20 protein-coding genes and 1 tRNA gene are annotated in these 22,991 nt (G+C 52.6%); 8 read left to right on the top strand and 13 right to left on the bottom strand.

The annotated features are described in order from the left end of the window. Positions 1-94: 94 nt before the first annotated feature. Both J3P34_RS10035 and J3P34_RS10030 read right to left on the bottom strand, forming a co-directional pair. Positions 95-967 (bottom strand): YkvA family protein, encoded by an 873-nt coding sequence (locus tag J3P34_RS10035; RefSeq protein ID WP_210488296.1) that lies wholly within the window; start codon positions 965-967, stop codon positions 95-97. A gap of 289 nt (positions 968-1,256) precedes the next feature. Further along, the gene (locus J3P34_RS10030) at positions 1,257-1,898 is read right to left on the bottom strand and encodes a C40 family peptidase (protein ID WP_210463228.1); all 642 of its coding nucleotides are present in this window, start codon (positions 1,896-1,898) and stop codon (positions 1,257-1,259) included. Between the two features lie 286 nt (positions 1,899-2,184). Between J3P34_RS10030 and J3P34_RS10025 the strand changes: the two genes are divergently transcribed. Further along, positions 2,185-2,538, top strand: coding sequence for a hypothetical protein (locus J3P34_RS10025; RefSeq protein ID WP_210488294.1), 354 nt, complete (start codon positions 2,185-2,187; stop codon positions 2,536-2,538). 105 nt (positions 2,539-2,643) lie between these two features. Here the strand turns inward: J3P34_RS10025 and J3P34_RS10020 are convergent, their stop codons facing one another. Both J3P34_RS10020 and J3P34_RS10015 read right to left on the bottom strand, forming a co-directional pair. Beyond that, positions 2,644-3,270 (bottom strand): thioredoxin family protein, encoded by a 627-nt coding sequence (locus tag J3P34_RS10020; RefSeq protein ID WP_210488291.1) that lies wholly within the window; start codon positions 3,268-3,270, stop codon positions 2,644-2,646. A 21-nt stretch (positions 3,271-3,291) separates the two neighbouring features. Beyond that, positions 3,292-3,804, bottom strand: a complete 513-nt coding sequence (locus tag J3P34_RS10015) for a TlpA family protein disulfide reductase (protein WP_210488289.1) — start codon at positions 3,802-3,804, stop codon at positions 3,292-3,294. 90 nt (positions 3,805-3,894) lie between these two features. On the opposite strand from J3P34_RS10015, the gene J3P34_RS10010 reads away from it, so the two are divergent. Then, positions 3,895-4,452, top strand: a complete 558-nt coding sequence (locus J3P34_RS10010) for a type 1 glutamine amidotransferase domain-containing protein (protein ID WP_210488288.1) — start codon at positions 3,895-3,897, stop codon at positions 4,450-4,452. 163 nt (positions 4,453-4,615) lie between these two features. On the opposite strand, the gene J3P34_RS10005 is transcribed toward J3P34_RS10010, so the two are convergent. Then, positions 4,616-5,251, bottom strand: a complete 636-nt coding sequence (locus J3P34_RS10005; protein WP_210463233.1) for a porin family protein — start codon at positions 5,249-5,251, stop codon at positions 4,616-4,618. Positions 5,252-5,428: 177 nt separating this feature from the next. Here J3P34_RS10005 and J3P34_RS10000 point away from each other — a divergent pair, with 177 nt between their 5' ends. Further along, the gene (locus J3P34_RS10000) at positions 5,429-6,331 is read left to right on the top strand and encodes a histone deacetylase family protein (RefSeq protein WP_210488286.1); all 903 of its coding nucleotides are present in this window, start codon (positions 5,429-5,431) and stop codon (positions 6,329-6,331) included. Positions 6,332-6,407: 76 nt separating this feature from the next. On the opposite strand, the gene J3P34_RS09995 is transcribed toward J3P34_RS10000, so the two are convergent. The 4 genes from J3P34_RS09995 to J3P34_RS09980 all read right to left on the bottom strand — a co-directional run bounded on the left by J3P34_RS09995 (position 6,408) and on the right by J3P34_RS09980 (position 9,991). Next, a complete protein-coding gene (locus J3P34_RS09995; protein WP_210463235.1) occupies positions 6,408-6,626 on the bottom strand; it encodes a hypothetical protein in 219 nt (72 codons plus the stop codon). A gap of 144 nt (positions 6,627-6,770) precedes the next feature. Beyond that, entirely contained in the window at positions 6,771-7,514 is a 744-nt protein-coding gene (locus tag J3P34_RS09990; protein WP_246853647.1) for a methyltransferase domain-containing protein, read from the bottom strand. Beyond that, on the bottom strand, positions 7,507-8,616 hold the full coding sequence (locus J3P34_RS09985; protein ID WP_210488284.1) for a type III polyketide synthase: 1,110 nt from the start codon (positions 8,614-8,616) through the stop codon (positions 7,507-7,509). The genes J3P34_RS09990 and J3P34_RS09985 overlap by 8 nt, the downstream gene beginning before the upstream one ends. Positions 8,617-8,872: 256 nt before the next feature. Next, complete coding sequence (locus tag J3P34_RS09980; protein WP_210488282.1) at positions 8,873-9,991, bottom strand: NAD(P)/FAD-dependent oxidoreductase; 1,119 nt, start codon at positions 9,989-9,991, stop codon at positions 8,873-8,875. A gap of 158 nt (positions 9,992-10,149) precedes the next feature. On the opposite strand from J3P34_RS09980, the gene J3P34_RS09975 reads away from it, so the two are divergent. Beyond that, positions 10,150-10,518, top strand: a complete 369-nt coding sequence (locus tag J3P34_RS09975; protein ID WP_210463238.1) for a T9SS type A sorting domain-containing protein — start codon at positions 10,150-10,152, stop codon at positions 10,516-10,518. Between the two features lie 642 nt (positions 10,519-11,160). Here the strand turns inward: J3P34_RS09975 and J3P34_RS09970 are convergent. After that, positions 11,161-11,232, bottom strand: a tRNA-Arg gene (locus tag J3P34_RS09970). Positions 11,233-11,592: 360 nt separating this feature from the next. Between J3P34_RS09970 and J3P34_RS09965 the strand changes: the two genes are divergently transcribed. Together J3P34_RS09965 and J3P34_RS09960 are read left to right on the top strand one after the other, a co-directional pair. Then, positions 11,593-11,793 (top strand): hypothetical protein, encoded by a 201-nt coding sequence (locus J3P34_RS09965; protein ID WP_149089523.1) that lies wholly within the window; start codon positions 11,593-11,595, stop codon positions 11,791-11,793. 437 nt (positions 11,794-12,230) lie between these two features. Then, entirely contained in the window at positions 12,231-13,373 is a 1,143-nt protein-coding gene (locus J3P34_RS09960; protein ID WP_210488280.1) for a DUF2652 domain-containing protein, read from the top strand. Positions 13,374-13,455: 82 nt separating this feature from the next. Here J3P34_RS09960 and J3P34_RS09955 read toward each other — a convergent pair whose 3' ends face one another. Then, positions 13,456-14,643 carry a Pycsar system effector family protein gene (locus J3P34_RS09955; protein ID WP_210463240.1) on the bottom strand — a complete coding sequence of 396 codons (1,188 nt, stop codon included), beginning with the start codon at positions 14,641-14,643 and terminating at the stop codon, positions 13,456-13,458. 631 nt (positions 14,644-15,274) lie between these two features. On the opposite strand from J3P34_RS09955, the gene J3P34_RS09950 reads away from it, so the two are divergent. Both J3P34_RS09950 and J3P34_RS09945 read left to right on the top strand, forming a co-directional pair. Beyond that, positions 15,275-19,018, top strand: a complete 3,744-nt coding sequence (locus tag J3P34_RS09950) for a metallophosphoesterase (protein ID WP_210488278.1) — start codon at positions 15,275-15,277, stop codon at positions 19,016-19,018. A 40-nt stretch (positions 19,019-19,058) separates the two neighbouring features. Then, on the top strand, positions 19,059-20,111 hold the full coding sequence (locus J3P34_RS09945; protein WP_210488276.1) for a DUF6268 family outer membrane beta-barrel protein: 1,053 nt from the start codon (positions 19,059-19,061) through the stop codon (positions 20,109-20,111). A gap of 145 nt (positions 20,112-20,256) precedes the next feature. Here the strand turns inward: J3P34_RS09945 and ppk1 are convergent, their stop codons facing one another. Next, positions 20,257-22,374 carry a polyphosphate kinase 1 gene (gene ppk1 / locus J3P34_RS09940; RefSeq protein WP_210488274.1) on the bottom strand — a complete coding sequence of 706 codons (2,118 nt, stop codon included), beginning with the start codon at positions 22,372-22,374 and terminating at the stop codon, positions 20,257-20,259. 35 nt (positions 22,375-22,409) lie between these two features. Beyond that, positions 22,410-22,907, bottom strand: a complete 498-nt coding sequence (locus tag J3P34_RS09935; RefSeq protein WP_210463244.1) for a SixA phosphatase family protein — start codon at positions 22,905-22,907, stop codon at positions 22,410-22,412. Positions 22,908-22,991: the final 84 nt, after the last annotated feature.

The following is a 22,991-nucleotide window of genomic DNA, read 5'->3' as shown; positions in this document are numbered from 1 at the left end:
TTCAATTAAAAAGATTAGCTGAGTAAAGCTGAATCCAGGTCTCCCTCTAAAGATTCACTCACTCAATCATTCATTCAATCTCTCATTCTCACCCCTAGCGGATGTTGCCGCCGTGGTCTGTATCATAGCTGTTGCTGCTGGGCACTCGGGTGCTGTCTGTGGTAGAGGCCCGCACGTTTGGCTCGCCGTAGCCGGTGGGTACGCCGTGGTCGGTGGGGGCTGCGTCATGGGTGGCCGTTGGGTCTATCTCCTGGATGGGGGTGCCTTCCACGGAGTGTAGGCTGGTCACCGGAATATCATGGTGCTGGTTAGGGATAACGCCTCCGGTAGAGCCCTGTGAGCCCGAGGAGTTGTTGCCCATCTGCATGTTGCCCTCGCCGTAGCTCTGGTTCTGCTGCGAAGCCGAGGAGCCTATGCCGGAATTAGACGGAGCCGACAGGCGGCTGCTGCCGTACTGGCCAGGCGCTTCGTTCTCGTACTTAGGCGTGTGGGCAGATGGGTCTGTGTTCGCGGTGGCAGGCACAATGGCGCTACTTTCATGGGTTCTGCCGTTGGCAACTTCCCAGGCCAGGAACTTGTCCATCTCGGTTTTGATGCTGGTCATAAACCAGGCCAGCAGCGTCACATCATCCAGGAGACCAATGATCGGAATCCAGTCTGGGACCATGTCAATAGGCGACAGGAAGTAGATGAGCACGGCCACCCCCATCACGATGGTGTTTTTAGGGATGCCATGGTACTCCCCGCTCACCGAGGCTTTGATCAGGCGCGATAAAGTGGTCACGCTCTCCACCGCCTCAGACGCAATCGTCCCGAAGTCCTTTTTCTCGGCCGCCTTCTGGTAGGCATCGTTCAGGAGGGTCTTTATGCGCAGCGGTTGCTTGAGGTATTCTTCGGCCTTGTGCAGAAATCGCTTGAAGGCGGAGGACTTGTGTACATCGTTGGGGTTATCGGTTTGGTTTTCCATATGGTTTTTGACGTTTGAGTAACAGGTGTAAAGGTCAGCGCCTCACTTCCGCATCGGCAAGTAACAAAAAAGAAAGGAGATCAGGTAAGAAGTTAAATGGGGTCGGTGCGTATAATGGCTTGTACCACTTTCTATACTTGTTTTAAGGGTAAATAGTTAGAAACGCCGGTGGATAACAAGCTGATTTCTGGGCTGTTTTTCCATAAACAAGTTTGAAATAGGACCACAAAAAAGCGCCTGCCCTGTAGAACAGAGCAGGCGCTTTTGATATGCTTAAAGCTGCAGCAGATTAGATAGGTCTGCCGGCGGCGTAAAAGTTTCTCTTGTAGTAAGGAGACATAAGGGAGTTGATCATTACCCCTCCATTAGAGGCGGCATGGATGAATTTGCCGTCTTCCAGGTAAATGCCTACGTGATAGATGGGTTGGCCGGGTCCGCGGCGGAAGAAAACCAAGTCGCCGGTTTCAAGGGCGTTTTTGGAGACTCTACTTACTTCATGGAACATGGAGCGTGAGCTGTGGGTAAGCGTGATGCCATACACTTGCTTGTAGACTTTGCTTACAAACCCAGAGCAGTCTGTGCCGCGTTGGGTGTTTCCGCCGGAGCGGTAAGGGGTGCCAATCCAGTCAGCCACGGTTTCCAGCAGGGCTTTGTCTTCGTCGTAATCTAACTTAAGACCTAGAGATTGGGAGTAGTAGTTGTAGAAAAGAGAGTCTTTGAAAGTGAGACTTTTCTCTTTGGTTACCCCGCTGAGCGGATCGTTAGAACTGAAATTGTTGTGTTCCAGCGCCCATTCCTGAATTTGTTCTGATGGGGTGACCGATAAAGATTCTTCAGAGTAGTTGTTGGCTGAAGAAGGTTGCACTTCATAAAAGAAGGACAGAAACGCAGAGCCTAAGGCTAGTGCAGACAGAATGTAACTTTTCATCATCTGTTTTAATGGTGAAACATCGGGTGGTACCGGCTGCAGCAGAGACCACCTCGCGGCTCTTCCAACTGTCAGCGTCAGAGACGCTTAAAAACAAGAAGAAAGCCCTTTTACAGAAAGTATGCTATTTTCCAACATACTCTCATTATTTCAAAGGTAAATATGAAACCTTTTAAAACCAAACTCGTTTAAAGCCGGATTTATTGTGCGGGAATTGTAAAGAAGGGAAAACGATTCAAGAATGCAGCTTTAAAAGCTTGTCTGCCGTATAATTTGGCAAAAAAGAAAGATGAAGCCCCTGGAAAATAATTTGAAAATTATTGAGAACTCACCTCTGGCGCGGTTTGCCCGCTGGAAGTTGAAGGGCACCAACGTGGCGATGGTACTGGGCAAAACTATACACTTGAGCGGAGTTTCCAAAGAAAATTTTTTACAAGACAGTGCCTGGGTGGCGCACGAGCTGTGCCATGTGCGTCAGTTTCAGGAGCATGGCTACCTCAGATTTCTCTGGCTGTACCTGGTAGAATCTATAAAAGTGGGCTACTATAATAATAAGTATGAGGTGGAGGCGCGCATGGCCGGGGTGAAACAGAGTCTGTTGGCCAAGCAAAATCAGGCCCAGCCGCCTTCCGGAGCGGTTTAGGAACTTTCAGAACTTACCATAAAGAAGGGCTGCCGTTTAGGGCTTGTTTTCTGCAAAACAAGCCCTAAACGGCAGCCCTTCTAAGTTTTTGGTATTCTTTGCCTTCTAGCTGTTACTGCGCCATTTAATTGTGCAGCCAATGGCTTTGGTGCTGGTTTGCGTCACGGCTTTGCCGGAAAGCAGGTTGTCCACGGCGGCCTCTACGTAGCGTTTCTGTACTTTCTCTGGATCACCGGAGTTGTCATCTATCGCGCCTATATAGGACACTTTCAAGTCCTGCCCAGATTTGGTGAGAATGTAGACGTGCGGCGTGCGGGTGGCACCGTAGCGTTTGGCCACTTCCTGGGTCTCGTCATAGAGGTACACAAACGGGAATTTCTTATCGTTGGCGCGTTTCTGCATCTGGGCGTAAGAATCGTCTGGGGAGACTTTCACGTCATTGGGGTTGATGGCGATGACCGGGTAACCCTTGGCCGCATATTTCTTGTGCAGCTGAATGAGTCGGTCTTCGTAGAGCTTGGCGTAAGGGCAGGTATTGCAGGTGAAGGTCACAATAAAGCCTTTGGCCTCTTTCTGGTCGCGGAGGCTCACCATCTGGCCGTTTACGTTCTTCAGTTTGAAGTCCGAGGCGGAGTCGCCCACCTGATAACCGCCATCGGCGGCTTTGTAGGCGGAGGTTCCCAACAGCGTGAACACGCTGAGGAGCAAGAGTAAGTAGTAAGGTTTTTTCATAAGCGTAAGGTTTGTGGGAGACTAAGGGTTATGAGGAAATATAGAGGTGATGTATTCCTGCAGTTGCGCCAGCGTAATAGGTTTCTCTATGAAAAACCGCTGCTTGCGGCCGTTGTTCACGAAAAGGGTAGCCGGAATGGCGCCGCTCCAAGAAGGATCCACCTTATCAATCCAGGCATTCTGGTCCGGCTCATCCAGCAGAAAGACGGTGCTCTGCAGCTTGTGCCTTGACACGAACGGCACCACCTTCTTCTCCAGGTCCTTGGCGAAGTCCATGCTCACCAGCACCACCTGAATCGGCTTGCCGGCACTCTGCTTCTGCAACGCCTCAAAGTTGGGGAGTTCCTCAATGCAGGGTTTGCACCAGGTGGCCCAGAAGTTAATGACGTAGGTGGTGTCTGAGGTGGAGTTAAGGTATTTCTGCAGGTGCGGGAGTTTCACGCTGGCCACCTTTTGGGTCTGGGCCATAGCGTTTCCGGTCAGCAGTAAACTGAAGAGCAAAGCACTGAGGCAAACGATTCTCCGGGGGATCATAGAGACAGTGTATTTCATACCAATGTAACGATTCTGTTTATACCAAAGTACAACTATATAAGATTTTAACATATACGTAACTTATTTCACATGTCACAGAAACTCACAGGAAAGAAAATAGCCATTCTGGTTGAAAACGGATTTGAGCAGGTAGAACTGGAAAAACCAAAAGCCGCCCTGGAAAAAGCCGGTGCCGAAACCCACATCATCTCCCCGCAATCAGGGAAAGTGAAGGCTTGGGCCATGACCGATTGGGGCCAGGAGTTCCCCGTGGACAAAGAACTCAAAAGCGCCGTAGCCTCTGACTATGACGCGTTGTTGCTGCCCGGCGGCGTCATGAACCCAGATTACCTCCGCGCCAACGAGCAGGCGGTGGCCGTTGTGCGCGCCTTCAATGACAACGGCAAACCCATCGCCGCCATCTGTCATGGCCCATGGACGTTGATTGAAGCGCAAGCCGTGCAGGGAAGAAAGATGACCAGCTGGCCCTCGCTTAAAACAGACCTCACCAACGCTGGCGCCAACTGGGTAGACCAGGAGGTAGTCACAGACCAGGGCCTGGTGACCAGCCGCAAACCAGACGATATTCCCGCCTTTAACAAAAAGATGATTGAGGAGTTTGCCGAAGGAAAGCACGACCGGTCCTAAGTTCACCCAACTAAAAAACGAGAGCGCCGATGACATGATCATCGGCGCTCTCGTTTTGGCCTGTTTTAGCTAAAATAATCCTAAAACAGGAACGGCTAAAAACGCAGAAGGTGCTCCCGTTTGGAAGCACCTTCTGCGTTTAAAACCCTATAATTAATGCTTGTTAGAATCCTACGCCTAAATAGACCTGGAAGTTGCCTGCTCTGATGTCATTAAGGGCGCGGTTGGCGTTGGCCGAGTCAAATTTGCCCAGGTCCTCAAAGCTGCGGTAGTAACGCCCGCCCACTCTGAAGATAAACACTTTGGCTTCAATCCCGGCGGCAGCGCCGTAGTCAAAAGTGTTCAGGCCTTCCTTGTCAATCTCCTTGTCGTTTTCCTTGGCGGTAAGCATCACGCCCACCTGCGGACCCGCATGGATGCTGATGTTGTCTGTAAGGCTGAGTACGCCCAAGACCGGCACATCAATGTAATCAAACTGTCTGTCGGCGTCATTGGCGTTCACCTCACGGCGGGTGTAAAGGGCCTCCGGCTGGATGGAGAACACCCGGCTCACGCTGAACTGGGAGTAAAAACCGGCGTGCCAGTTGGTAGAGGACTTGAGGTTGTCCAGCATGTCTTTGCCATCGCCCTGGAGCGAACTAAACAAGACCCCGCCTTTCACCCCGAAACCGCTGTTGGTGCGTTCTCCGCCGCCGGATTCCTCGTTGTGGTTGATGACGCCTCTGTTCAGTACGCGCTCCTGCGCCTGTGCCGCTTCAAAGAAAAATACACTTATTAACAGTAAACAAAGTTTTTTCATAGTAGGTAGTACATTTGGGATAGATAATAAACCCTTTCCGCAGAAACGGGTTGTTCCTCTTATACTATCTCTTGCCTATAATGTTGCAGACAAACATTCTGCGCCAAGACAATGTTGTCTCAGTAACCCAGAAGAGGTTAAAAAGGAATAATCCTAAAAACAGCTTGCCCAGAAATTATGCTTAAGATTGCCTGGTCCCCCGAGTACGCGCACCCGTTGCCGGAAAACCACCGGTTTCCCATGCTTAAATACGAGCTACTTCCGCAGCAGCTCCTCTACGAGGGCACCGTGACGCAGGAGAACTTCTTTCAGCCCACGCCATTGCCCGAGGAGCGCATTGTGCGGGTGCATGAACAGGATTATTGGCGACGGCTGCACGGCTTGGAACTCACTCCCTCCGAGATTAGGAGAACCGGCTTCCCGCTGTCTAAGGAGTTGGTGGCGCGGGAGGTAATGATCATGGGCGGCACGGTGATGGCCGCGGAGTTTGCGCTGGAATACGGCATGGCCATGAACATTGCCGGCGGCACGCATCACGCCTTCACCGACCGGGGCGAAGGTTTCTGTCTGCTCAATGACAACGCGCTGGCGGCCCAGTACCTCCTGGATGAAGGCAAGGCGCAGAAAATTCTCATCGTGGATCTGGATGTGCACCAGGGCAACGGCACTGCCCAGATTTTCTCTGATGAACCGCACGTGTTCACCTTCAGCATGCACGGCGGCAACAACTATCCGCTGCACAAAGAAAAGTCTGACCTGGACGTACCCCTGCCGGATGGCATTGGCGATACCGATTACCTGAAGTTATTACGCGAGCATCTACCCGCCCTCATGGAGCAGGTGAACCCAGATTTCGTGTTCTTCCAGAGCGGGGTAGACGTGCTGGCCTCTGACAAGTTGGGCAAACTGGGGCTCACCCTGGCCGGCTGCAAAGAGCGCGACCGGCTGGTGCTGGAACTATGCCACCAACGTAGGATCCCCGTTTGCGCCAGCATGGGCGGCGGCTACTCCACCCGCATCGCAGATATAGTGGAAGCTCACGCCAATACCTTCCGGCTGGCCCAGCAGATCTTCTTTTAAATGGGTATCACGAAGCACATATCACGTAGCAAGATTTTTGTCCTGATACTTGATACATGCTACCTGATACGGTAAATCAAATACGGGTTTTAAGTTTGGTGTCAGCGCCGCGGAGGAAGGGAAGGGAGCGTTTCAGTGCCAGGTAGATCACTGGCACCAGCAGGAGCACAAGCAGTAAGTAGATCATCACCTTCATGATTTCAAAGAACAGGCTGATGACCATGGCTGATAAAAGGATGGATGCCGCCAGAAGCAGCCAGAATTGAAGGGGTTGTTTTGAGGAACTTCGGCCCATGGGAAAAGTTTTGGTGAAACAATGTGCGGGGCCTCGCCGGTAAAGGAGTGCTTCCGCATTTAACAGGGATCATTCTTCGTGGTAACCGCTGCTTTTATGTTGCGGTAAATACGTATATCTTTCTCTGTTATAGTAAGTTACAAATTATTTTTTGTTTTGGTGCCGTTTTTCTGCAATCGGGCCAAAAAGAATCTGCCAGCGGAAGGCCCAGCGCCACCGCAACCGGTAGCTTTCAATACCTGCCTTGGCCAACGTGCGCTGCCAGTCTGCGCGGGAGAAAGCCCGCAGCACCGAGAGCGGCGCGTCATGCTTTACCAGATACGAGCGCGAGAACATTTGGGTAAGACTCTTGATGGAATAGTAAGCCAGCGGATGCCGGTGGATGTCATTGATGAGCACGGCCACGCGCACCTGATCTTTCAGTTGGGCCAGGAGAGAGGCCAGTGCCGCCTCCGGGAAATGGTGCAGGAACAGGCTACAGATGACAATGTCAAACTCTTGCTGGGCAAACTCCGGGGAGAAGACATCGGCTTGGCGGTAAGTGATCTCAGGGTAGTCCTCGCTCAGGTCGGTGCTATACTGGAGCATAAAGGCGTTGGCATCTATGCCGGTCAGTTCTACCTGCAGGTTTTTGCTCCGCGCCCAGCGGGCCACCATGCGCAGGGTATCACCACCGCCACTTCCCAGGTCGGCTATTCTAAGAGTGTTTTCGGGAAAAGAGGCCAGAAATGGGTCCTTTATAACCTGATTTAGGCCGTTGCGCACTACGTCATGCCCGCCCAGCCAGACGTTGATGAACTCCAGTTCCTGCAGGTTCCGGCGCAGGTCATCATTGGCCAGCGACAGGTCATCCATCAGCTCCGGTTCCGTGGACCGCTCGCTAAACATAGTGTACTGAAAGCAACATAGATTCCAGGGTTAGCCCCGGCCCGAAGGCGAAGCTCAGAATGGGTGCCTCGTGGCGGCCGGGTTGTAGTTCCTGCCACAGCGCCCGCAGCACGAAAAGCACCGTGGCCGAGGACATGTTCCCGAACTGCCGCAGTACCTGGTAAGCGTGCCGGTTGTCTTTGGCGGTAAGGCCCAGCGCCTCTTCAATTACCTCCAGGATCTTGCGCCCGCCCGGATGGATGGCAAACAGCTCAACCTCCTCCAGCTTCAGGTTCAGCTTTTGCAGCAGCGACTGCGTCAGCTGCCCAATGCCCTGTTTGATCAAGGCCGGCACGTAAGAGGAAAGCGTCATCTCAAACCCGAAATCATGGATGTGCCACGCCATGTCCTTGTGCCCCGAAGGCGCCAGATCGCAGTGAAACGCATCTACGCGCAAGGACAGCGAAGACAGCGGTTTAGGGCTCACCAGCACCGCGGCGGCGCCATCGGCGAAAAGGGAGTTAGACACCAGATGGTCGCTCTGCTGCTGCTTCTGGAAGTGCAGGGTGCAGAGCTCGGTGCAGACAATGAGCACGCGGGCGTGGGCATCGGCGCGGCAGATAGTATCGGCCACTTTTAAGGCGTTGAAGGCGGCATAGCACCCCATAAAGTAGATGCACGTGCGCTGCACTTGGTTAGGCAAGCCAAGTGCCTCTACCAATTCAATGTCCAGGCCAGGGGCGTACATGCCCGTGCAACTGACCGTGATCAGGTGGGTGATCTGGCTGACGTCTATGTCCGGAACCTGGGCCAGGCACTCCTCCGCGGCCGCCACTGAGAGCGGCAAGGCATTTTTGCGGTATTCCTGCATGCGGTCGCCCACGGTGGGGAAAGGCTCCAGACCCGGGGTGTTGGGGTAGAACTCGTACTCGCCGTTCTGGCGACCGTAGTCGGGGAGGGCGGTGTGGCGCTGGTCAATCCCCGATACCCGGTACAGGGCTTTGAGTTTGCGCGTATCATTCTGGTCCAGCTGAAGGGCCTCGGCCATAAAATCAGCAATCTGTTGCTGAGGAAAAGCATGCGGTGGATTTGCCGTGCCGATGGCGCAGAGGTAACTCTTCATATAATAAGTATAAGCAAAAAATGCGGCAAGATGTTTAAAGAGCCGGATTTGTTTTGCCGGGGCTCCGGGCAGAGGGGGAGTGAATGCCCGCCATCCGGAACATACTCATAACCCCGGGTTGGGGTTTTGGCAAAAGAATAAAGCCCGCGAAAGTCCATTAAAAACATGCAAGCCTCCGACTGACAGGCAAGGTTGTTTCAGGTCGATTTTGTAGAAATCAGGCTTAAAGCAGGAAGGTCAATTCAAAACTGGAGGGTTAAAAAGGCTTGCCGTGCGTGCGCCGCATGATGGCACCCACCGCGCCCGGAAGGTATTTGAGGCTGGTGACCGCCAACTCAGACAGAATGGGCTTCCCGAACAGGCGCTGCACCAGGCGGCCAGTCTGTAACCGGGCGCCAAACTGCCGCTGCCAGGCCTTGGAGTAATTGTTTTCCAGTTGGGTTCTGGTTTGTTGGCCATTCAGGAAGAGCAGCACCTGCTCAGACAACAGTTTGGCCGAGTGGATGGCCATGGCCATGCCGTTGCCGCACAGCGGCGTGATGAGGCCGGCGGCGTCACCGCTCATGAGCACGTGGTCTTCCAGGCAGGCTTTGGGTGCGAAGGAGATCTCGTTGATGACCTCGGGCTGGGGATACAGGAATTCGCTGTTTTGGAGCAGGTCGCGTAGCCAAGGGTTTTTGCCTAGTTCCTGAGCCTCCATCTGGGTAATGGTGCCATGCTTTTTCAGGTTCTGGCGGGTAGTAAGGTAGCAGAAACAGTAGCGCTCCTCCTCAATCGCCGAGACTCCGGCGTATCCATCAGAGAAATTGTGCAGCGCAATGACGTGTTTGGGCAGTTGCGTACGGATGTGGTATTTGACCGCCAGGTATGGGGAGCGTTCCTCAAAGAAAGAGCGGTTCAGGCGGCGGTCCAGGGCACTGCGCTTACCGTACGCTCCAATGACCACCGGGGCCTGCAATTGCTCTCCGGAGGAAAGCGTGACGGTGAAATCATGTCCATCAAAAGCTACCTCGGTGGCGCTTACCCCTTGCCGGAACGTGACACCCTGCCGCTGGGCTAACTGGAAAAGGTGGTGGTCCAGGGTGTACCGGCTCACCCCAAATCCGCCCAGATCAAGCGGGGTCTGGAACGTGCGGCCGGTGGGGGAAGAAAGCAGGAAGTGGGTTAAATGAGCGGGTTTCAACACTTCTACGTCCACGCTCAGACTCTTTAGAAAGGGAAGAACCTCGTTGGAAATATATTCGCCGCAAACCTTATGGAAGGGAAACCTTTTCTTCTCTACCAGCGTCACCTCTACGCCCTGGCCTGATAGTTGCAAAGCATTCACCAAACCGGCTAATCCTCCTCCAATGACAATGACTTTGCGGGTAATCATAGGTGCTGGTAAGATGTTGCTTTTATGCTATAATTGTTATTTAAAACAACTCATTTACGTATTTGTTCAGTATAAAATACAAAACCAAGTGTACTCCTTGATCGTTAACAAGTTATAAGTTGATAGATCAATTTAGCATTTAGGCTTAAAGAAAACCCATGAAACACTTTATACTCTTATTTTTTATTTGTCTCACCTTCTTTGACACCTCGGCCCAGGTTAGGACCCGGCCACTGCCAACAGAACAGAAGAGTGAGGCAAAGGTAGACGTAGAAGACCAGTCTATGTCTGTGTACCCCAATCCCAGCACCGGTGTGATTACCATCTCCCTGGCAGGCTTTGAAGGCAAAAAGACTGATCTCCGGATCATGAATGTTATTGGCAACGTAGTGTACCGCGAAGTAATACAAGACCCGGACACCCATTACATGAAGGTGTTAGACCTAAACAAGCTGTCTAAAGGATTGTACTACGTAAAACTGGAGGCTCCTGCCTACAGCGAGGTAAGGAAGGTAATTCTGAAGTAACATTCAGTCCCTATAAGTGAAAGGCAAAACCATTGGTTTTGCCTTTTTTGTTTGCCATTAAACCGCTGAGACGCAAACGAAAACCATAATTTGCCTTTTGCTTTATGCAAGCAGAAAATGGCCATCTCTTACCGCATACCCAGGCAGAATCAGTTCTTGGTCAAAATGCTCATTGAGGTTTATTCTTTTTGGCTGGTGTAAGGCTAATTTGCTTGTAATAAAGGGAATAACAAAGGTTCAGGAATTATACGGAATTGTAAGTGGGTATTACCCGTAAGCACGGTTTGATCATTTGTACCTTAAACCAAGCCTTTTATTTTTTGTTCTATTTGCCAAAGGATGCACCAGTTTTGTCACAGCCATAGAAAAGAAGCGGATTTATTTTTTGATACTTCTAAAAAGAACCTGATTAAGTAGTGAATTCTAGGTGACAGGTAGGTGAAGATGTGCTTTGATCATTCATTAACTCTTGCAAACAGATAATCTCTTATTTATGGTGCAATTGAATTAGCCTGAAAAGAATTATTGGAATAAATAAAGCAAGTCGTCAAAAATCCAAATAAGACGCTGCAAGTAAACAGGACTATGAGGGTAGGAAGGTGATCACGCCATAGGGCGGGTAGGGAAGAAAGAAAAGGAGAGTGGCCTCGCCGGGAATCGAACCCAGATCTAAAGTTTAGGAAACTTCTATTCTATCCGTTGAACTACGGGGCCATTTAATGCAGTGCTGCATTGGTCTATTTGCAAAAGTAAAGCAAAATTAATATCAAGAAAATTTTAAAGCCACTAAATCTAACGCACCAACCATTTTTGTTTTCTCTTTTCCTGCCTTAATGAAACAAGTGCCAGGGCTTGGGCCGGTAGATTTGGCCTGTGGAACAAGTTTAATTAATGTTTTAAAAGAAAATATTCAGAATTAAGGCAATAATTACAAGAGTAATTCATTTAATAAGAAACAAATTGCGTAGAGGAATTCGTAGTGTAATTTAGTGGGAACAATTGGCAGCTTTTCGCTGAAGAATCAACGTTATTTATATATTTGCATAGATTTCAATCTATAACAACCTAATTACTATGAGAGATCAACTTAAAAGCAAGCTTGACAAGATGCAAATGGAGGTAATCCGCGATTGCCAAAATGTTGAAGATGTTCAATTGATGCTAGGTATTTTCAGCCAAATGAATGAGGCTTTGAATCAAATTCCAGATTCTTTGAACAAGCCTAAAGGCGCAAAAAGAGGCCGTAAGCCAAAAAGCGCAGACGCTAATTCCTAATAAGGATCTAGGGTTTATTTAGAGGAGTGAGGGAGACCATAGACATGGCCCGTCACTCCTTTTTTGTTTTTGGTTGGTTTTTATTTAAACAGGGCAAAAAGCGCCGGGGGGTTAATTTGATCCATGAGAATTAAAAACCGGCGGCCTGGGTATTCTGTGCTGGTTGGGCAAGAATTAACTGTATTTGTTTACGGAATGCATCAGCGCGGGCGACTCTGCAAAAAGGGGCATTAGGCCTCTCCTAGCCACAGTCTGGACTGTAAGCTGCCGGTATTGGAAAAGGCTGGGGAAAGAAGTTGAGGAAAATTTTCAACAACTGCGCCAGAAAGGCAAAGGAAGAGGCCATATTCACGTATATGTGGCGTTGGAAGGTAACCCAACAAGCAGATGAACTGGTTGAGATTTCAACTGAACGGCTTCTGACTTAGAATTTATCCATGGAGTCAACAGTAACCAATATTTCATTAGCGCCCCATGAAGCGGATGACACGCAGCCGGCACTGCTGTTCATCCCTGATATAAGCGGCTTCACCCGGTTCATGCATGAAAACGGGGTGCAGTACAGCCGTAACCTTATCGCCGATTTGCTGGAGATCATCATTGAGGCCAATATCCTCAACATGGAAGTCTGCGAGATTCAGGGAGATGCCATCCTGTTCTATAAAATTGGCGAGGCCCCGGCCATTGACCAGATCGTGAGCCAGTGCAAGCAGATTTTCCTGGACTTCCAGAATTACCTGCGCATCATGGAGCGCAATGACATCCTGTCCAGCCCCAAACTCTCTGAGAACAAACTTACCCTGAAGGTAGTGGTGCATTATGGGCGCATCAGTGTGACCCAAATAAGGGACCATATTAAACTCATGGGTACCGATGTGATCCTGGCCCACCGCCTGCTCAAAAACAGCATAGAGGGCTCAGAATACGTGCTCCTGACCGAGGGTTACCTCAACACCCAGGACCCTGAGGCGGTGGCGCACAATTTTGCCTGGTCCCAGCTCAAAGACGGCATGAACAGCTATGAGCACGTGGGGGAGATCCGCTATAAATACGCCTTCCTTACCCCGCTGCGCCTGCTGGTCACCGACCCCGAAGCCGAGCACACCGACAAGCAGTACCCCAACACGTTTTCCCTGCGGGACTATTTCAAGGCTCCCGCCGAGCTGGTGCTGCGGGTGATCCAGAATTACCGGCTCAAACCCAAATGGATGCACCGGGTGAAAAGCGCGCGCTTTGACACCAAAAAAGTGAACCGCATTGGCACCAACTACTTCTGCGAGATGGAGAAAGGTGGTTCCATTGAGATGCAGACCCTGCAGAGCCGCGTCACGCCCGAGAAAATAGAGGTCATTGAGAAAATGGCCAACTTCAAGATGTTTCCCAACGCCCTTATTTTTTACCACCTGTACCAGGAAGAGGGAAGAACCCTGCTCACCCTGGAATTCCATTACAGCCGGGTATCGGTGGGTGATTACTTCTATGACAACTTCGGGCGCAAGCAGATCAAGGGCTTCATGAAGGCTTCGCTGCTGCAGTTGAAACACCTATGTGAACAGCTGCACCAGAATCGGCAGAAATAAAGGAGAAGATAAGCCTGTAAAGCAGAAGGGGCTACCGTTTCTACAACGGCAGCCCCTTCTGCTTTGTGTCTTTCTGGATATCCTATCTGGAGATGGCGATCACAAAAGACAGCACCGTTAAGATAATGCCTATCATGAAAATGGTGTAGGAGATACGCAACAGGCGGTACTTGTTTTTGAGCACGTCTCCCAGGTAGTAGATATCGGTGATCATGTTGTTGTAGAGCGCGTTTTTGTCGCGCATGATGTCATGCATGCCGTTCTGGAAATCTTCCAGCGGGATTTTGGTGAAGTTCCCGAAAAACAGCAGGTTAATGCGACGGCTGGTGAGCTTATCGGGCCGCAGGCGGAAACTGGTTACCTCGGGCTGCGCCGAGATGATAGCCGAGATCACCGATGCCAGAGTAGTAGCCAACAGAATGCCCACTGGGATCATAAGGATAGGGTTACGCGTGAACTCAGCCCCAATGATGGAGGACTTGGTGCCCAGGTACGTGATAATGATGGACATGATGATGGCGTTGAGGCTGATCATCATGTTGGCCTTGTTATCTGCGATGGCACTCAGGCTGATGTGGTTGTCATAGGTGCTCTTGAACATGGTCTCAATACCCCGTTTGGGCTGGGCCAGGTCTTCGCGGTTCTTCTTCTCCTTTTTCTTTTTCTTTTTAGCCAGTTCTTTCTGGTGGTTGCGCTGCTCCTGTATGTTCTTGCTGAGCTGCTTGGAGAACTTGGCCTGCGCCGGCTGGGTCCGGAAAGAGACGGAAAGCAGGAAGTCCAGCTGGAACTGTGCCCACTCCAGGTCAGAGAAAGTGCGGTCCTGGAAAATCTCCCACTCCACACGCAGGAGCTCGGCGGTGGCAAAGAAAGTTTCCTTCCCAATATTGGCGATGTCAGCGTCCACCAAGAGGTCTTCCAGCAGGTGGTGCGTGGTCTGGCCCTGTTTGGTGGCCATTATGCAGGTATTCACCTGCGCGATTTTCTCAGGGGGGTATTTCTCTCCTTGAAGAAAGGCGGTGGCAATCTCTACGCTTTCCTCTTCATGATTCTCATAGGTGCTGATATAGCCCGTGTCATGGAACCAGGCGGCCAGCATAAGAATCTCCATTTCCTCTGGGTGCAAGTTGCACCCCTGGGCCAGCTCTCTGGCCTCTTTTACCACCTCAAACGTGTGTTTGTAGTTGTGGTAAACCAATTTCTTAGATAGTTTCTCTTTGAAAAGCGTGAACACGTAGTTGCCAGCTTTCCGGATGAGATCTTCGTTTTCCATAAAGATAGGTGAGAGCGATATTGCCCGTAGCACTTGTCTAAAGCAGCAAAAGGGCTGCTTTCAATAGAGTTGAATCCAAAGGTCTACAACGCGAAATAGGCCTTCAAGGTTGACCGTATTCCTCTCCGGGCGCCAGAAGAGACATTGCCCCAGCGTACAGAGATACTGTTTCAAGGCCGTTTTCCCTAGAACGGGCCCCAAACAAAAGCGGTCCTCCTGTGGGCCGGAACTCCGCCGCGCACCCTGCCCCGCCAATGGGTGTTCCTGTAAGTGGCTCTTCTGTAGAATGCTAGCATACTTAAGTTTCGCCTGGCTCTGACCAGTCCTAATTCCTGCGCCAGGGTTTAGAGGCTGTTTTTCTAAAACTTGTGCCAAAAAGGCTAGGCATGGGATGAATTCTTTATGAGGCTAGAAGAATTAGAAGAATCTACTTCGGCAAAATTTCTTCTAACCCTAGCCCCTTTGCGTACGTCATACAGGCAAATATTCTGCGGAAGCTATTCTAGAAGGGCTGGTATAATCTCTGAGGGCCGCGCTCCGTATAAAGACCAAATTTACCGCCTTTTAAATACTTCCCGGCTTGCCGGTTACCGCTTGGGCCTGCAGATTGAAGCTTTGGCATCTATCGTTCATGAAAAAAAAATACAGTCTCCTCTTTTTACCCTTTGCCGTTTTCTGGTTCGTGCAGGCATGTACCACGGCTAAACCTTACTATGCCCGCAATGTGGTGGATTGGCAGTCCCAGACGCCCAAAGACACCTCCGAGATTGTCTACAGCGTGTTCCTGATTGGGGATGCCGGCGCCCCGCTCACCGATAAACCAGACCCCACCCTCATGCACCTTAAGTCCCAGATTGACCGGGCCGGGGAAAGAAGCGCCGTGGTGTACCTGGGCGACAACATCTACCACAACGGCCTGCCAAAACCAGATGCCTATGACCGGAAAACCGCCGAGGCCCGCATGAAGGCTCAGTTGGATATTCTCAAAGGCTACAAAGGCGAGAAATACATGATTCCCGGAAACCATGACTGGGGCGGCGGCAGCGGCACCCCGGACGGCTGGGAGGCCGTGGTGCGGGAAGAGCGTTTCGTGGAAGAATACCTGGCAGACAGCAACATTGTGGTGGGTACCGATTTCTTTGTGCCCGGCAACGGCTGCCCCGGCCCATTTGAGGTGCTCATAGAGGAAGAGATCGTGCTCATTGCGCTGGACTCCCACTGGTGGCTGCACCCCTATGACAAACCCTACGGCGACGATAACCCCTGCGGCGTCACCAGCGAGGTAGACGTACTGGTGCAGCTGGAAGACATCATCCAGAAGAACAAAGACAAGAATATAGTAGTGGTGGGGCACCACCCGCTGTTCAGCAACGGTATCCACGGGGGGTATTTCACGCTTACAGACCACCTGTTCCCGCTCACCATCCTGCGCAAAGGCTGGGTATTGCCGTTGCCCATCATTGGGTCCATTTATCCATTGGCGCGCAAGTACGGCGGTATTGCCCAGGACATTCCGCACCCCAGCTACCAGGCCTATATCAACGGCCTCATGACCGTGTTCTCCAAGTATGACAACATTGTGTATGCGGCGGGGCATGAGCACAACCTGCAGTATTTTAAGGCCGGCAAGCTGCCGCACATTGTCAGTGGGGCCGGTTGCAAAACCCAGCACGTGAAAAACGGCGGCGACGCGCTCTACGCCGAGAAGTCGCAGGGATATGCCCGCATCAACTATTACCGCAACGGCGAAGCCTGGGTAGAATTCTATGCCAAGAACGATGATGATGAGCCCGCCAGGCTGTCCTTCCGGATGCCCATGTACGCCAAGGCCAAGCCAGAGACCGAGCAGATCACCATTTCCAAGGAAGACTATAAAGACAGCACCATCACCACGCCGGCCAACAAGGCCTACGGGGTGGGTGCGTTCAAAAAAGGCTTACTGGGAAACCACTACCGTAGAGAATGGCAGACACCCGTAACCATTCCCCTGCTGGATTTGCAGCGCGAGAAAGGCGGGCTGGTGCCTTACCAGAAGGGCGGTGGCAAGCAGACCTCTTCCCTTAAGCTTCGCAACGAGGAAGGCCGGGAGTACACCCTCCGCTCCGTGAACAAAGACCCCAGCGCCATGTTGCCAGAAGCGCTGCAGCGCACCGTGGCCCGTGACATCTTGCAGGACCAGATCTCGGCGCAGCACCCTTACGGCGCATTGGTGGCCGCCAAACTCGCCGATGCCGCCGGGGTGTACCATACCAACCCCAAACTGGTGTACATCCCCAATGATCCGCGCCTGCGCCAGTACCTGGATGAGTTCAACAACACCGTGGCTTTCCTGGAGGAAGACGCAGACGAGGATCACTCAGACGTAGCCAGCCTGGGCAACGCCACCAACATCATAGGTACCGAGAGACTGCTGGAGCGCAAGCGCAATGACCATGACAACCAGGTGAACGAGCAGGAGTTTGCCCGCGCCCGCCTGCTGGACATGCTCATTGGCGACTGGGACCGGCACGAAGGGCAGTGGCGCTGGGTGGAAACCAGATCCGGCGAAGACAACCGCACTTACCGGCCCGTGCCCGAAGACCGTGACATCGCGTTCTTCAAAGCCGACGGGTTTATTCCCTGGCTTGTGAGCCGGCGGTGGGCGGTGCGTAATTTCCAGCACTTCGGGAAAGACTTCGGGGACTATAAAGGCCTCAACCTCTCAGCTCTCTCCGCAGACCGTACCTTTCTGTCCAGCGTTACGCGTGAGCAGTGGGTCAAGCTGGCCAATGAGCTGAAAGCCTCCATGACCGACCAGGCCATTGAGGAAGCCGTACGCCAGATGCCACCGGAGGTGTTTCCGCTCTCTGGGCCCGAGGTGATCGCCAACCTCAAATCAAGACGTGACCTGCTGCCGCAGGTAGCTGAGAAATACTACCTGCACCTGGCTGAGGACGTGGACATTTCCGGCTCTGACAAGCGCGAGAAGTTTGAAGTGCGCCGCATTTCAGATGACGAGACCGAGGTGACCATGCGCAAAATCAACAAAGAGGGCGAGGTCTCCAAGGTGCTTTACCGCCGCTTGTTCAAAAACAAGGAAACCGAAGAGATCAGGTTGTACGGCCTGGGCGGCGATGATGTGTTTGAGGTAACCGGCAACACCAAAACCGGCCCTATGGTGCGCATCATTGGGGGCGAAGGCAATGACTCCATCTCAGACAATTCAAGCGTGAAGGGTCCGGTGCGCAAAACCAAGATCTATGATTTCACCGGCGAGAAAAACCAGATCGCCTTTGGCACCGAGGCCGAGGACAAAACCGAGGCCTTTGAGGACGTGAACCTCTATGACCGCGACAACTACAAGATTCCTTATTTTGGGCCGCGACTGTCTATAGAGTACAACGTGGACGATGGTCTGTTCCTGGGCGGCGGGGTGCTGTACCGCAACCACAAGTTCAGGAAACAGCCGTACGCCTCTGAGCATTACCTGCGGGCCAACTACGCTTTCGCTACCCGCGCCTACAACATCAGGTATGATTCTGAGTTCAAGCAGATCTTCAATGACAAACTGGACCTGGGGGTGAAAGCCGCCATTTTCGGACCGCAGTACCAGATCAACTTCTTCGGGTTGGGCAACGAGACGGAGCAGACCCGGGAGATAGAATACTACCGCGTGCGGATGGCCCGGATGATGGTGTCGCCAACCATCAACACCAGCTTCACCCACTTCGTGAGAATGGGCATCGGGCCGTTCTATGACCGGTATGAGCTGCAGCATTACCCCGGCCGCTACGTAGACGAGATCTTCTCAGAGGAAGTCTTCGGGGTGGAGCAGTTCACGGGCGTAAGGGGCTTTTTGAACCTGCAGGCGGTGAGCACCCCGGTGAACCCGCGCATCGGGTTGAAATGGCTGAACGAGTTCTCCTACTCCCACCAGTTGGGCGGGGAGGGCCGCAACTTTGGGCGTATTGGCTCTGAGTTCATGTTCTACATTGGGCCAAGGCTGCCGTTCCAGCTTACGCTGGCGGCAAGGTTGGGCGGGGCTCACAACTTCGGGGATTTCCCGTTCTACCAGGCCAATACCCTGGGCGGACTCACCAACCTGCGCGGATACCGCCGCACCCGTTTTGCCGGGCGTACTTCCGTTTACCAGAACACCGAGGTGCGGGTAGAGCTCTTCAAGTTCAATGTGTATTTGTTCCCGGGTAAATTCGGGATCATGGGTCTGGTGGACCATGGCCGTGTCTGGGCCGACGGTGATGACTCAAACAAAATACACCGCGGTGTAGGGGGCGGTATCTGGATTGACGTGCTCAAGCAGGCCGTGATCAATGCCACTTACTCAGCGGGCGAAGAAGATAAACTGTTCAACGTGAATTTTGGCTTCCTCTTTTAACATGTCTCTTACCACAACCACATATTGCGGCCCTGCCTCTATGAAAAAGTTTTTTCTCCTGATGGGTGTTTTAGGCCTGGTTTTTACAAAACAGCCGGTAAACGCCCAGGGCTTTTTCTCTGATTCTCTAAGGGCGGCCCAGGACACCACAGATGAGAAGGAACTGGCTAACCCCTCGGTGGTGGGCATGGGCAAGAGCAAGGGCATCATCATCAGGTATGAGCGGCTGCCCCGGTTTGGCATGCACTCAAGAGGTCAGCAGAGCACCGTGGAAGACGCCCGCGCTGATGTGCTAAAAAGCAACCGGTTTGAGTTCAAGGCCTATGCGCCGCTGGTGAATAACCCGCACTTTAAGCTGGTGCTGGGCGGCAGTTACTTTCTGGAAGAGTTCAACTACAAAGAGCCCGAAACGCAGCAATACCCCTTGTACCAGCGGCTGGAAGACAAGAACCTGCGTTCCCTGGACGGGCAGTTGGTCATGCTGAAACCGCTCAACTACAAGAACTACATCATCTTCCGGGTGAAAGGCGAACTCAACGGCGATTACGGCAAACATGATAACGTGAGCTTCACGCGCTACCTGAGAACTTCCATGGAGGCCATTTACGGCTGGAAGAAAAGCCGATACCTGTCTTATGGTTTAGGGGTGCAGTTGGGCTATGCTTTCGGGCGGCAGACCATTTACCCGGCTTTCCTGTACAACCGCACCTTCAACGACAAGTGGGGCGTAGAGGCGCTGTTTCCGGCCAACGTCACTTTCCGGCGCAACTTCTCAGAGAAATCCTTGCTGTACTTGGGCTACCGCATTGATGGCTCTACCTACAACATCAACATCAACACCGAGCCTTTCAACCAATACGAGACTGTGGAGCTCCGGAAATCAGAGATCAAAGCAAGGCTCCGCTGGGACCGCGAAATTTATGACTTCATCTGGTTCGGGCTGGAAACAGGATACCGCTACAACCACAAATTTGACTTGTACGATGGCCGCGCGCGCACTGCCAACCCCCTGATAGAAACCCACATCAAAGACGCGGTTTTCTTTAACGTGGAGCTGTTCCTGGTGCCGCCCCGCCGCTTCCTGAAACAGTAACCAATTTGTTTAGGGGCTGATTTACTGTAAACGGCCCCTAAACGGATTTCAGCTTTGACTTCAACTGAAAAGCCAACGGGCCGATATCTTCTGATACCGGCCCGTTGGCTTTTTAGTTGGAATAGTTCTTAAACCTGTTGCGGCCCTAAGTAACCGGGAATCCGGCCTGCGTGGCTTTTTCTTTCATGAGCCGGTAAGCCTCATCCTGGGCGTGCACAGACAATGATGGGTCATCAGAAACCCAGTATTGGTTATCTGAGAGACGGGCTTTCTGGTTGTCTTTCATGTGCAGATCCAGCATCTGGCGGGTTTCCTGGCGCAGCACGGGGTCATACACGGGGAAAGCCACCTCTACCCGGCGGTTAAGGTTACGGTTCATCCAGTCTGCCGAGGCGATAAAGATTTTCTCTTCCCCGCCGTTCCCGAAGACGTAGATGCGGCCGTGCTCCAGGTACCGGTCCACGATGCTGCGCACCGAGATGTTCTCGCTCAGGCCCGGCACGCCCGGAATCAGGCTGCAGATACCGCGCACCAGCAATTCTATCTTCACACCAGCCTGGCTGGCCTCGTACAGCTGTTTGATCATGCGGCTGTCCTGCAGGGCGTTCATCTTGGCCACGATGTAGGCGGGTTTTCCGGTCCGCGCCAGCTCCATCTCGTGTCTGATGAGTTTTTCCAACCCGTCGCGCAGGTTGAAGGGTGCTACCAGTAGGTGCTCAAACGTCTGGTTCGTGTTGCCGTCCACCAGAAAGTTGAAGACCTTAGACATCTCACCCGTGAGCCGTTGGTCGGTGGTGAAGAGGGCGTGATCGGTGTAGATGAGTGAGGTTTTCTCATTGTAGTTGCCGGTGCTCAGGTAGGCGTACTGTACCGCCTGGCCGTCTTCCTGCCGGGTCACTAGGCCAATCTTGCTGTGCACCTTGAGATCCGGTACCCCGAATATGACATTGGCCCCGGCTTTCTCCAGTTTGCTGCCCCAGTAAATGTTTGATTCCTCGTCAAAACGGGCTTTGAGTTCCACCACGGCAGTGACCAGCTTGCCATTCTCCGCGGCCCTGATGAGCGCCTTGGCCACCTTTGATTTATCGGCTACGCGGTACAACGTGATGCTGATGCTGGTAACGGCGGGGTCATCGGCGGCCTCTTCCAGAAAGCGGAGCACGTAGTCAAACTTCTGGTAAGGGTAATGCAGCAGAAACTCCTGCTCTTTCATAGCTTCCAGCATGCTGGGGGCTTTCTCCAGCACCGGGTGGGGCAGCGGCGGTTGCGGCGCATAGTACAGGCCGGGTATCTCAAACTTGGGGAACCCGAAGAAATCACGGAAGTTGTGGAAGCGGCTGCCCACCACCAGTTCATCGGTGGTGATGCCAATGTGCTCCAGCAGCGCGTGCAGCAAGGGTTCAGGGGTCTGCGGGTCGTAGAGCAGGCGGCTGGGTCTACCGGTTTCCCGTTTCTTGAGGCTTTTCTTGATTTTGGCCATTAAATTGCCCGATACCTCTTCCTCAATGTCCAGCTCGGCATCACGGGAGAGTTTCACGGCGTAGGCCTCCACCTCGGCAAAGCCGGGGAACAGCTCAGGCAAGCCCACCCTGATCACATCGTCCAGGAGCATGACGTAGTGCTCGCCCTGCTCCACGGGCAATTTCACAAAACGGCTGCCGTGTTTCTGGGTAGGAATCTCCAGAATGGCGTATTGCTCCGGCTCCTCCTGCGCCTTTGGTTTCAGGCGCACAATAAGGTACACGGTCTGGTCTTTGAGGAACAGCGGGCTGGGGTTGGCGCTGAAGATGATGGGTGCCAAAAGCGGCTTTATGGTACGCCGGAAATAGTCCAGCGCCATGTCGCGCTGCCCGTCTGTGCACTCGGTCTCGTCAATGAGGTGGATGTGCTCGCGGCGGAGCTCCGGCAGGATCTCGGTCCGGAAAACCTGCCCGAATTCCTGCTGCTGACGTGATACCTCGGCAATGATCTCGGCCAGTTCCGGCAGAGGATCGTCTTCCAGTTTCTCGCGGGTCTTTTTCTTCAGCTTGGCCAGGCGGCGCATGGTGGCCACCCGCACCTTGAAATATTCATCAAGGTTAGAGGAGAAAATAGCCAGGAAATTCAGGCGCTCCAGCAGGGGCACCCGCGGGTCTTTGGCTTCCTGCAGCACGCGGTAGTTGAACGCAAGCCAACTCAGCTCGCGGCTTATCTGCGGAACTTCATGAACCAGGGATTTCTCCTGCGAAGGTTTAGTAGAATCTGTATTGTCTTTTGCCGCCATTCAGGTGGGGATATGCGGGGCAGAACTGGCCCGCGTTAGCGATAGTTTTTTGGAAAGTCGAAGAAAAGGAGCTTGGCGTTGTCTCTGGAGATCTGGCCCCAGTGGCTGCAGTCAAAGCTGAGGCCCACAATGCCAGCCGTAGGAATATTGGCGATGCTTTTGTCTGGGCTGAGCTGATTGGCCAGTTCGGTGAACGCGGGATTGTGCCCCACCACCATCACGTGGTTGTATTCATCGGGCAGAGACTGGACAAAGATGAGCAGGTCCTCAGAGGAGATAAGGTAGAGCTCTTCCTGTACCCCAATCTTGTCTGGCGCGAAATTCAGTTCCTTGGCCACCAGCGATGCGGTGGTGATGGCCCTTACCGCGGAACTGGAGACAACCAGGTCCAGCTTTATTTCCCGTTCCAGCAGCTCCTGTCCTATGAGGGGCGCATCTGTGCGGCCTCTTTTGTTCAGAGGACGGTCATGGTCACTCAGTTCCTCGTACTTCCAACTGGATTTGGCGTGGCGTAACAGATATAGCGTTTTCATATGGCATACATAACATGAAAGCCACAACTGTGGGGCAGCTGCGGCTTTCATGTTTACTGTTTACGCCTGAAAATAGTTGTCTTT

This window comes from Rufibacter aurantiacus (genome assembly GCF_017916345.1).
In the GTDB taxonomy this organism is placed as follows: Bacteria; Bacteroidota; Bacteroidia; order Cytophagales; family Hymenobacteraceae; genus Nibribacter; species Nibribacter roseolus.
Note: the sequence above shows the minus strand (reverse complement) of the source record. Positions and strands in the feature narration are given on the sequence as shown.

What these genes read in the sequence shown, in the direction of transcription:
- J3P34_RS10035 (WP_210488296.1), bottom strand. Translation starts at nt 967, where the DNA reads ATGGAAAACCAAACCGATAACCCCAACGATGTACACAAGTCCTCCGCC.
- J3P34_RS10030 (WP_210463228.1), bottom strand. Translation starts at nt 1,898, where the DNA reads ATGATGAAAAGTTACATTCTGTCTGCACTAGCCTTAGGCTCTGCGTTT.
- J3P34_RS10025 (WP_210488294.1), top strand. Translation starts at nt 2,185, where the DNA reads ATGAAGCCCCTGGAAAATAATTTGAAAATTATTGAGAACTCACCTCTG.
- J3P34_RS10020 (WP_210488291.1), bottom strand. Translation starts at nt 3,270, where the DNA reads ATGAAAAAACCTTACTACTTACTCTTGCTCCTCAGCGTGTTCACGCTG.
- J3P34_RS10015 (WP_210488289.1), bottom strand. Translation starts at nt 3,804, where the DNA reads ATGATCCCCCGGAGAATCGTTTGCCTCAGTGCTTTGCTCTTCAGTTTA.
- J3P34_RS10010 (WP_210488288.1), top strand. Translation starts at nt 3,895, where the DNA reads ATGTCACAGAAACTCACAGGAAAGAAAATAGCCATTCTGGTTGAAAAC.
- J3P34_RS10005 (WP_210463233.1), bottom strand. Translation starts at nt 5,251, where the DNA reads ATGAAAAAACTTTGTTTACTGTTAATAAGTGTATTTTTCTTTGAAGCG.
- J3P34_RS10000 (WP_210488286.1), top strand. Translation starts at nt 5,429, where the DNA reads ATGCTTAAGATTGCCTGGTCCCCCGAGTACGCGCACCCGTTGCCGGAA.
- J3P34_RS09995 (WP_210463235.1), bottom strand. Translation starts at nt 6,626, where the DNA reads ATGGGCCGAAGTTCCTCAAAACAACCCCTTCAATTCTGGCTGCTTCTG.
- J3P34_RS09990 (WP_246853647.1), bottom strand. Translation starts at nt 7,514, where the DNA reads ATGTTTAGCGAGCGGTCCACGGAACCGGAGCTGATGGATGACCTGTCG.
- J3P34_RS09985 (WP_210488284.1), bottom strand. Translation starts at nt 8,616, where the DNA reads ATGAAGAGTTACCTCTGCGCCATCGGCACGGCAAATCCACCGCATGCT.
- J3P34_RS09980 (WP_210488282.1), bottom strand. Translation starts at nt 9,991, where the DNA reads ATGATTACCCGCAAAGTCATTGTCATTGGAGGAGGATTAGCCGGTTTG.
- J3P34_RS09975 (WP_210463238.1), top strand. Translation starts at nt 10,150, where the DNA reads ATGAAACACTTTATACTCTTATTTTTTATTTGTCTCACCTTCTTTGAC.
- J3P34_RS09965 (WP_149089523.1), top strand. Translation starts at nt 11,593, where the DNA reads ATGAGAGATCAACTTAAAAGCAAGCTTGACAAGATGCAAATGGAGGTA.
- J3P34_RS09960 (WP_210488280.1), top strand. Translation starts at nt 12,231, where the DNA reads ATGGAGTCAACAGTAACCAATATTTCATTAGCGCCCCATGAAGCGGAT.
- J3P34_RS09955 (WP_210463240.1), bottom strand. Translation starts at nt 14,643, where the DNA reads ATGGAAAACGAAGATCTCATCCGGAAAGCTGGCAACTACGTGTTCACG.
- J3P34_RS09950 (WP_210488278.1), top strand. Translation starts at nt 15,275, where the DNA reads ATGAAAAAAAAATACAGTCTCCTCTTTTTACCCTTTGCCGTTTTCTGG.
- J3P34_RS09945 (WP_210488276.1), top strand. Translation starts at nt 19,059, where the DNA reads ATGAAAAAGTTTTTTCTCCTGATGGGTGTTTTAGGCCTGGTTTTTACA.
- ppk1 (WP_210488274.1), bottom strand. Translation starts at nt 22,374, where the DNA reads ATGGCGGCAAAAGACAATACAGATTCTACTAAACCTTCGCAGGAGAAA.
- J3P34_RS09935 (WP_210463244.1), bottom strand. Translation starts at nt 22,907, where the DNA reads ATGAAAACGCTATATCTGTTACGCCACGCCAAATCCAGTTGGAAGTAC.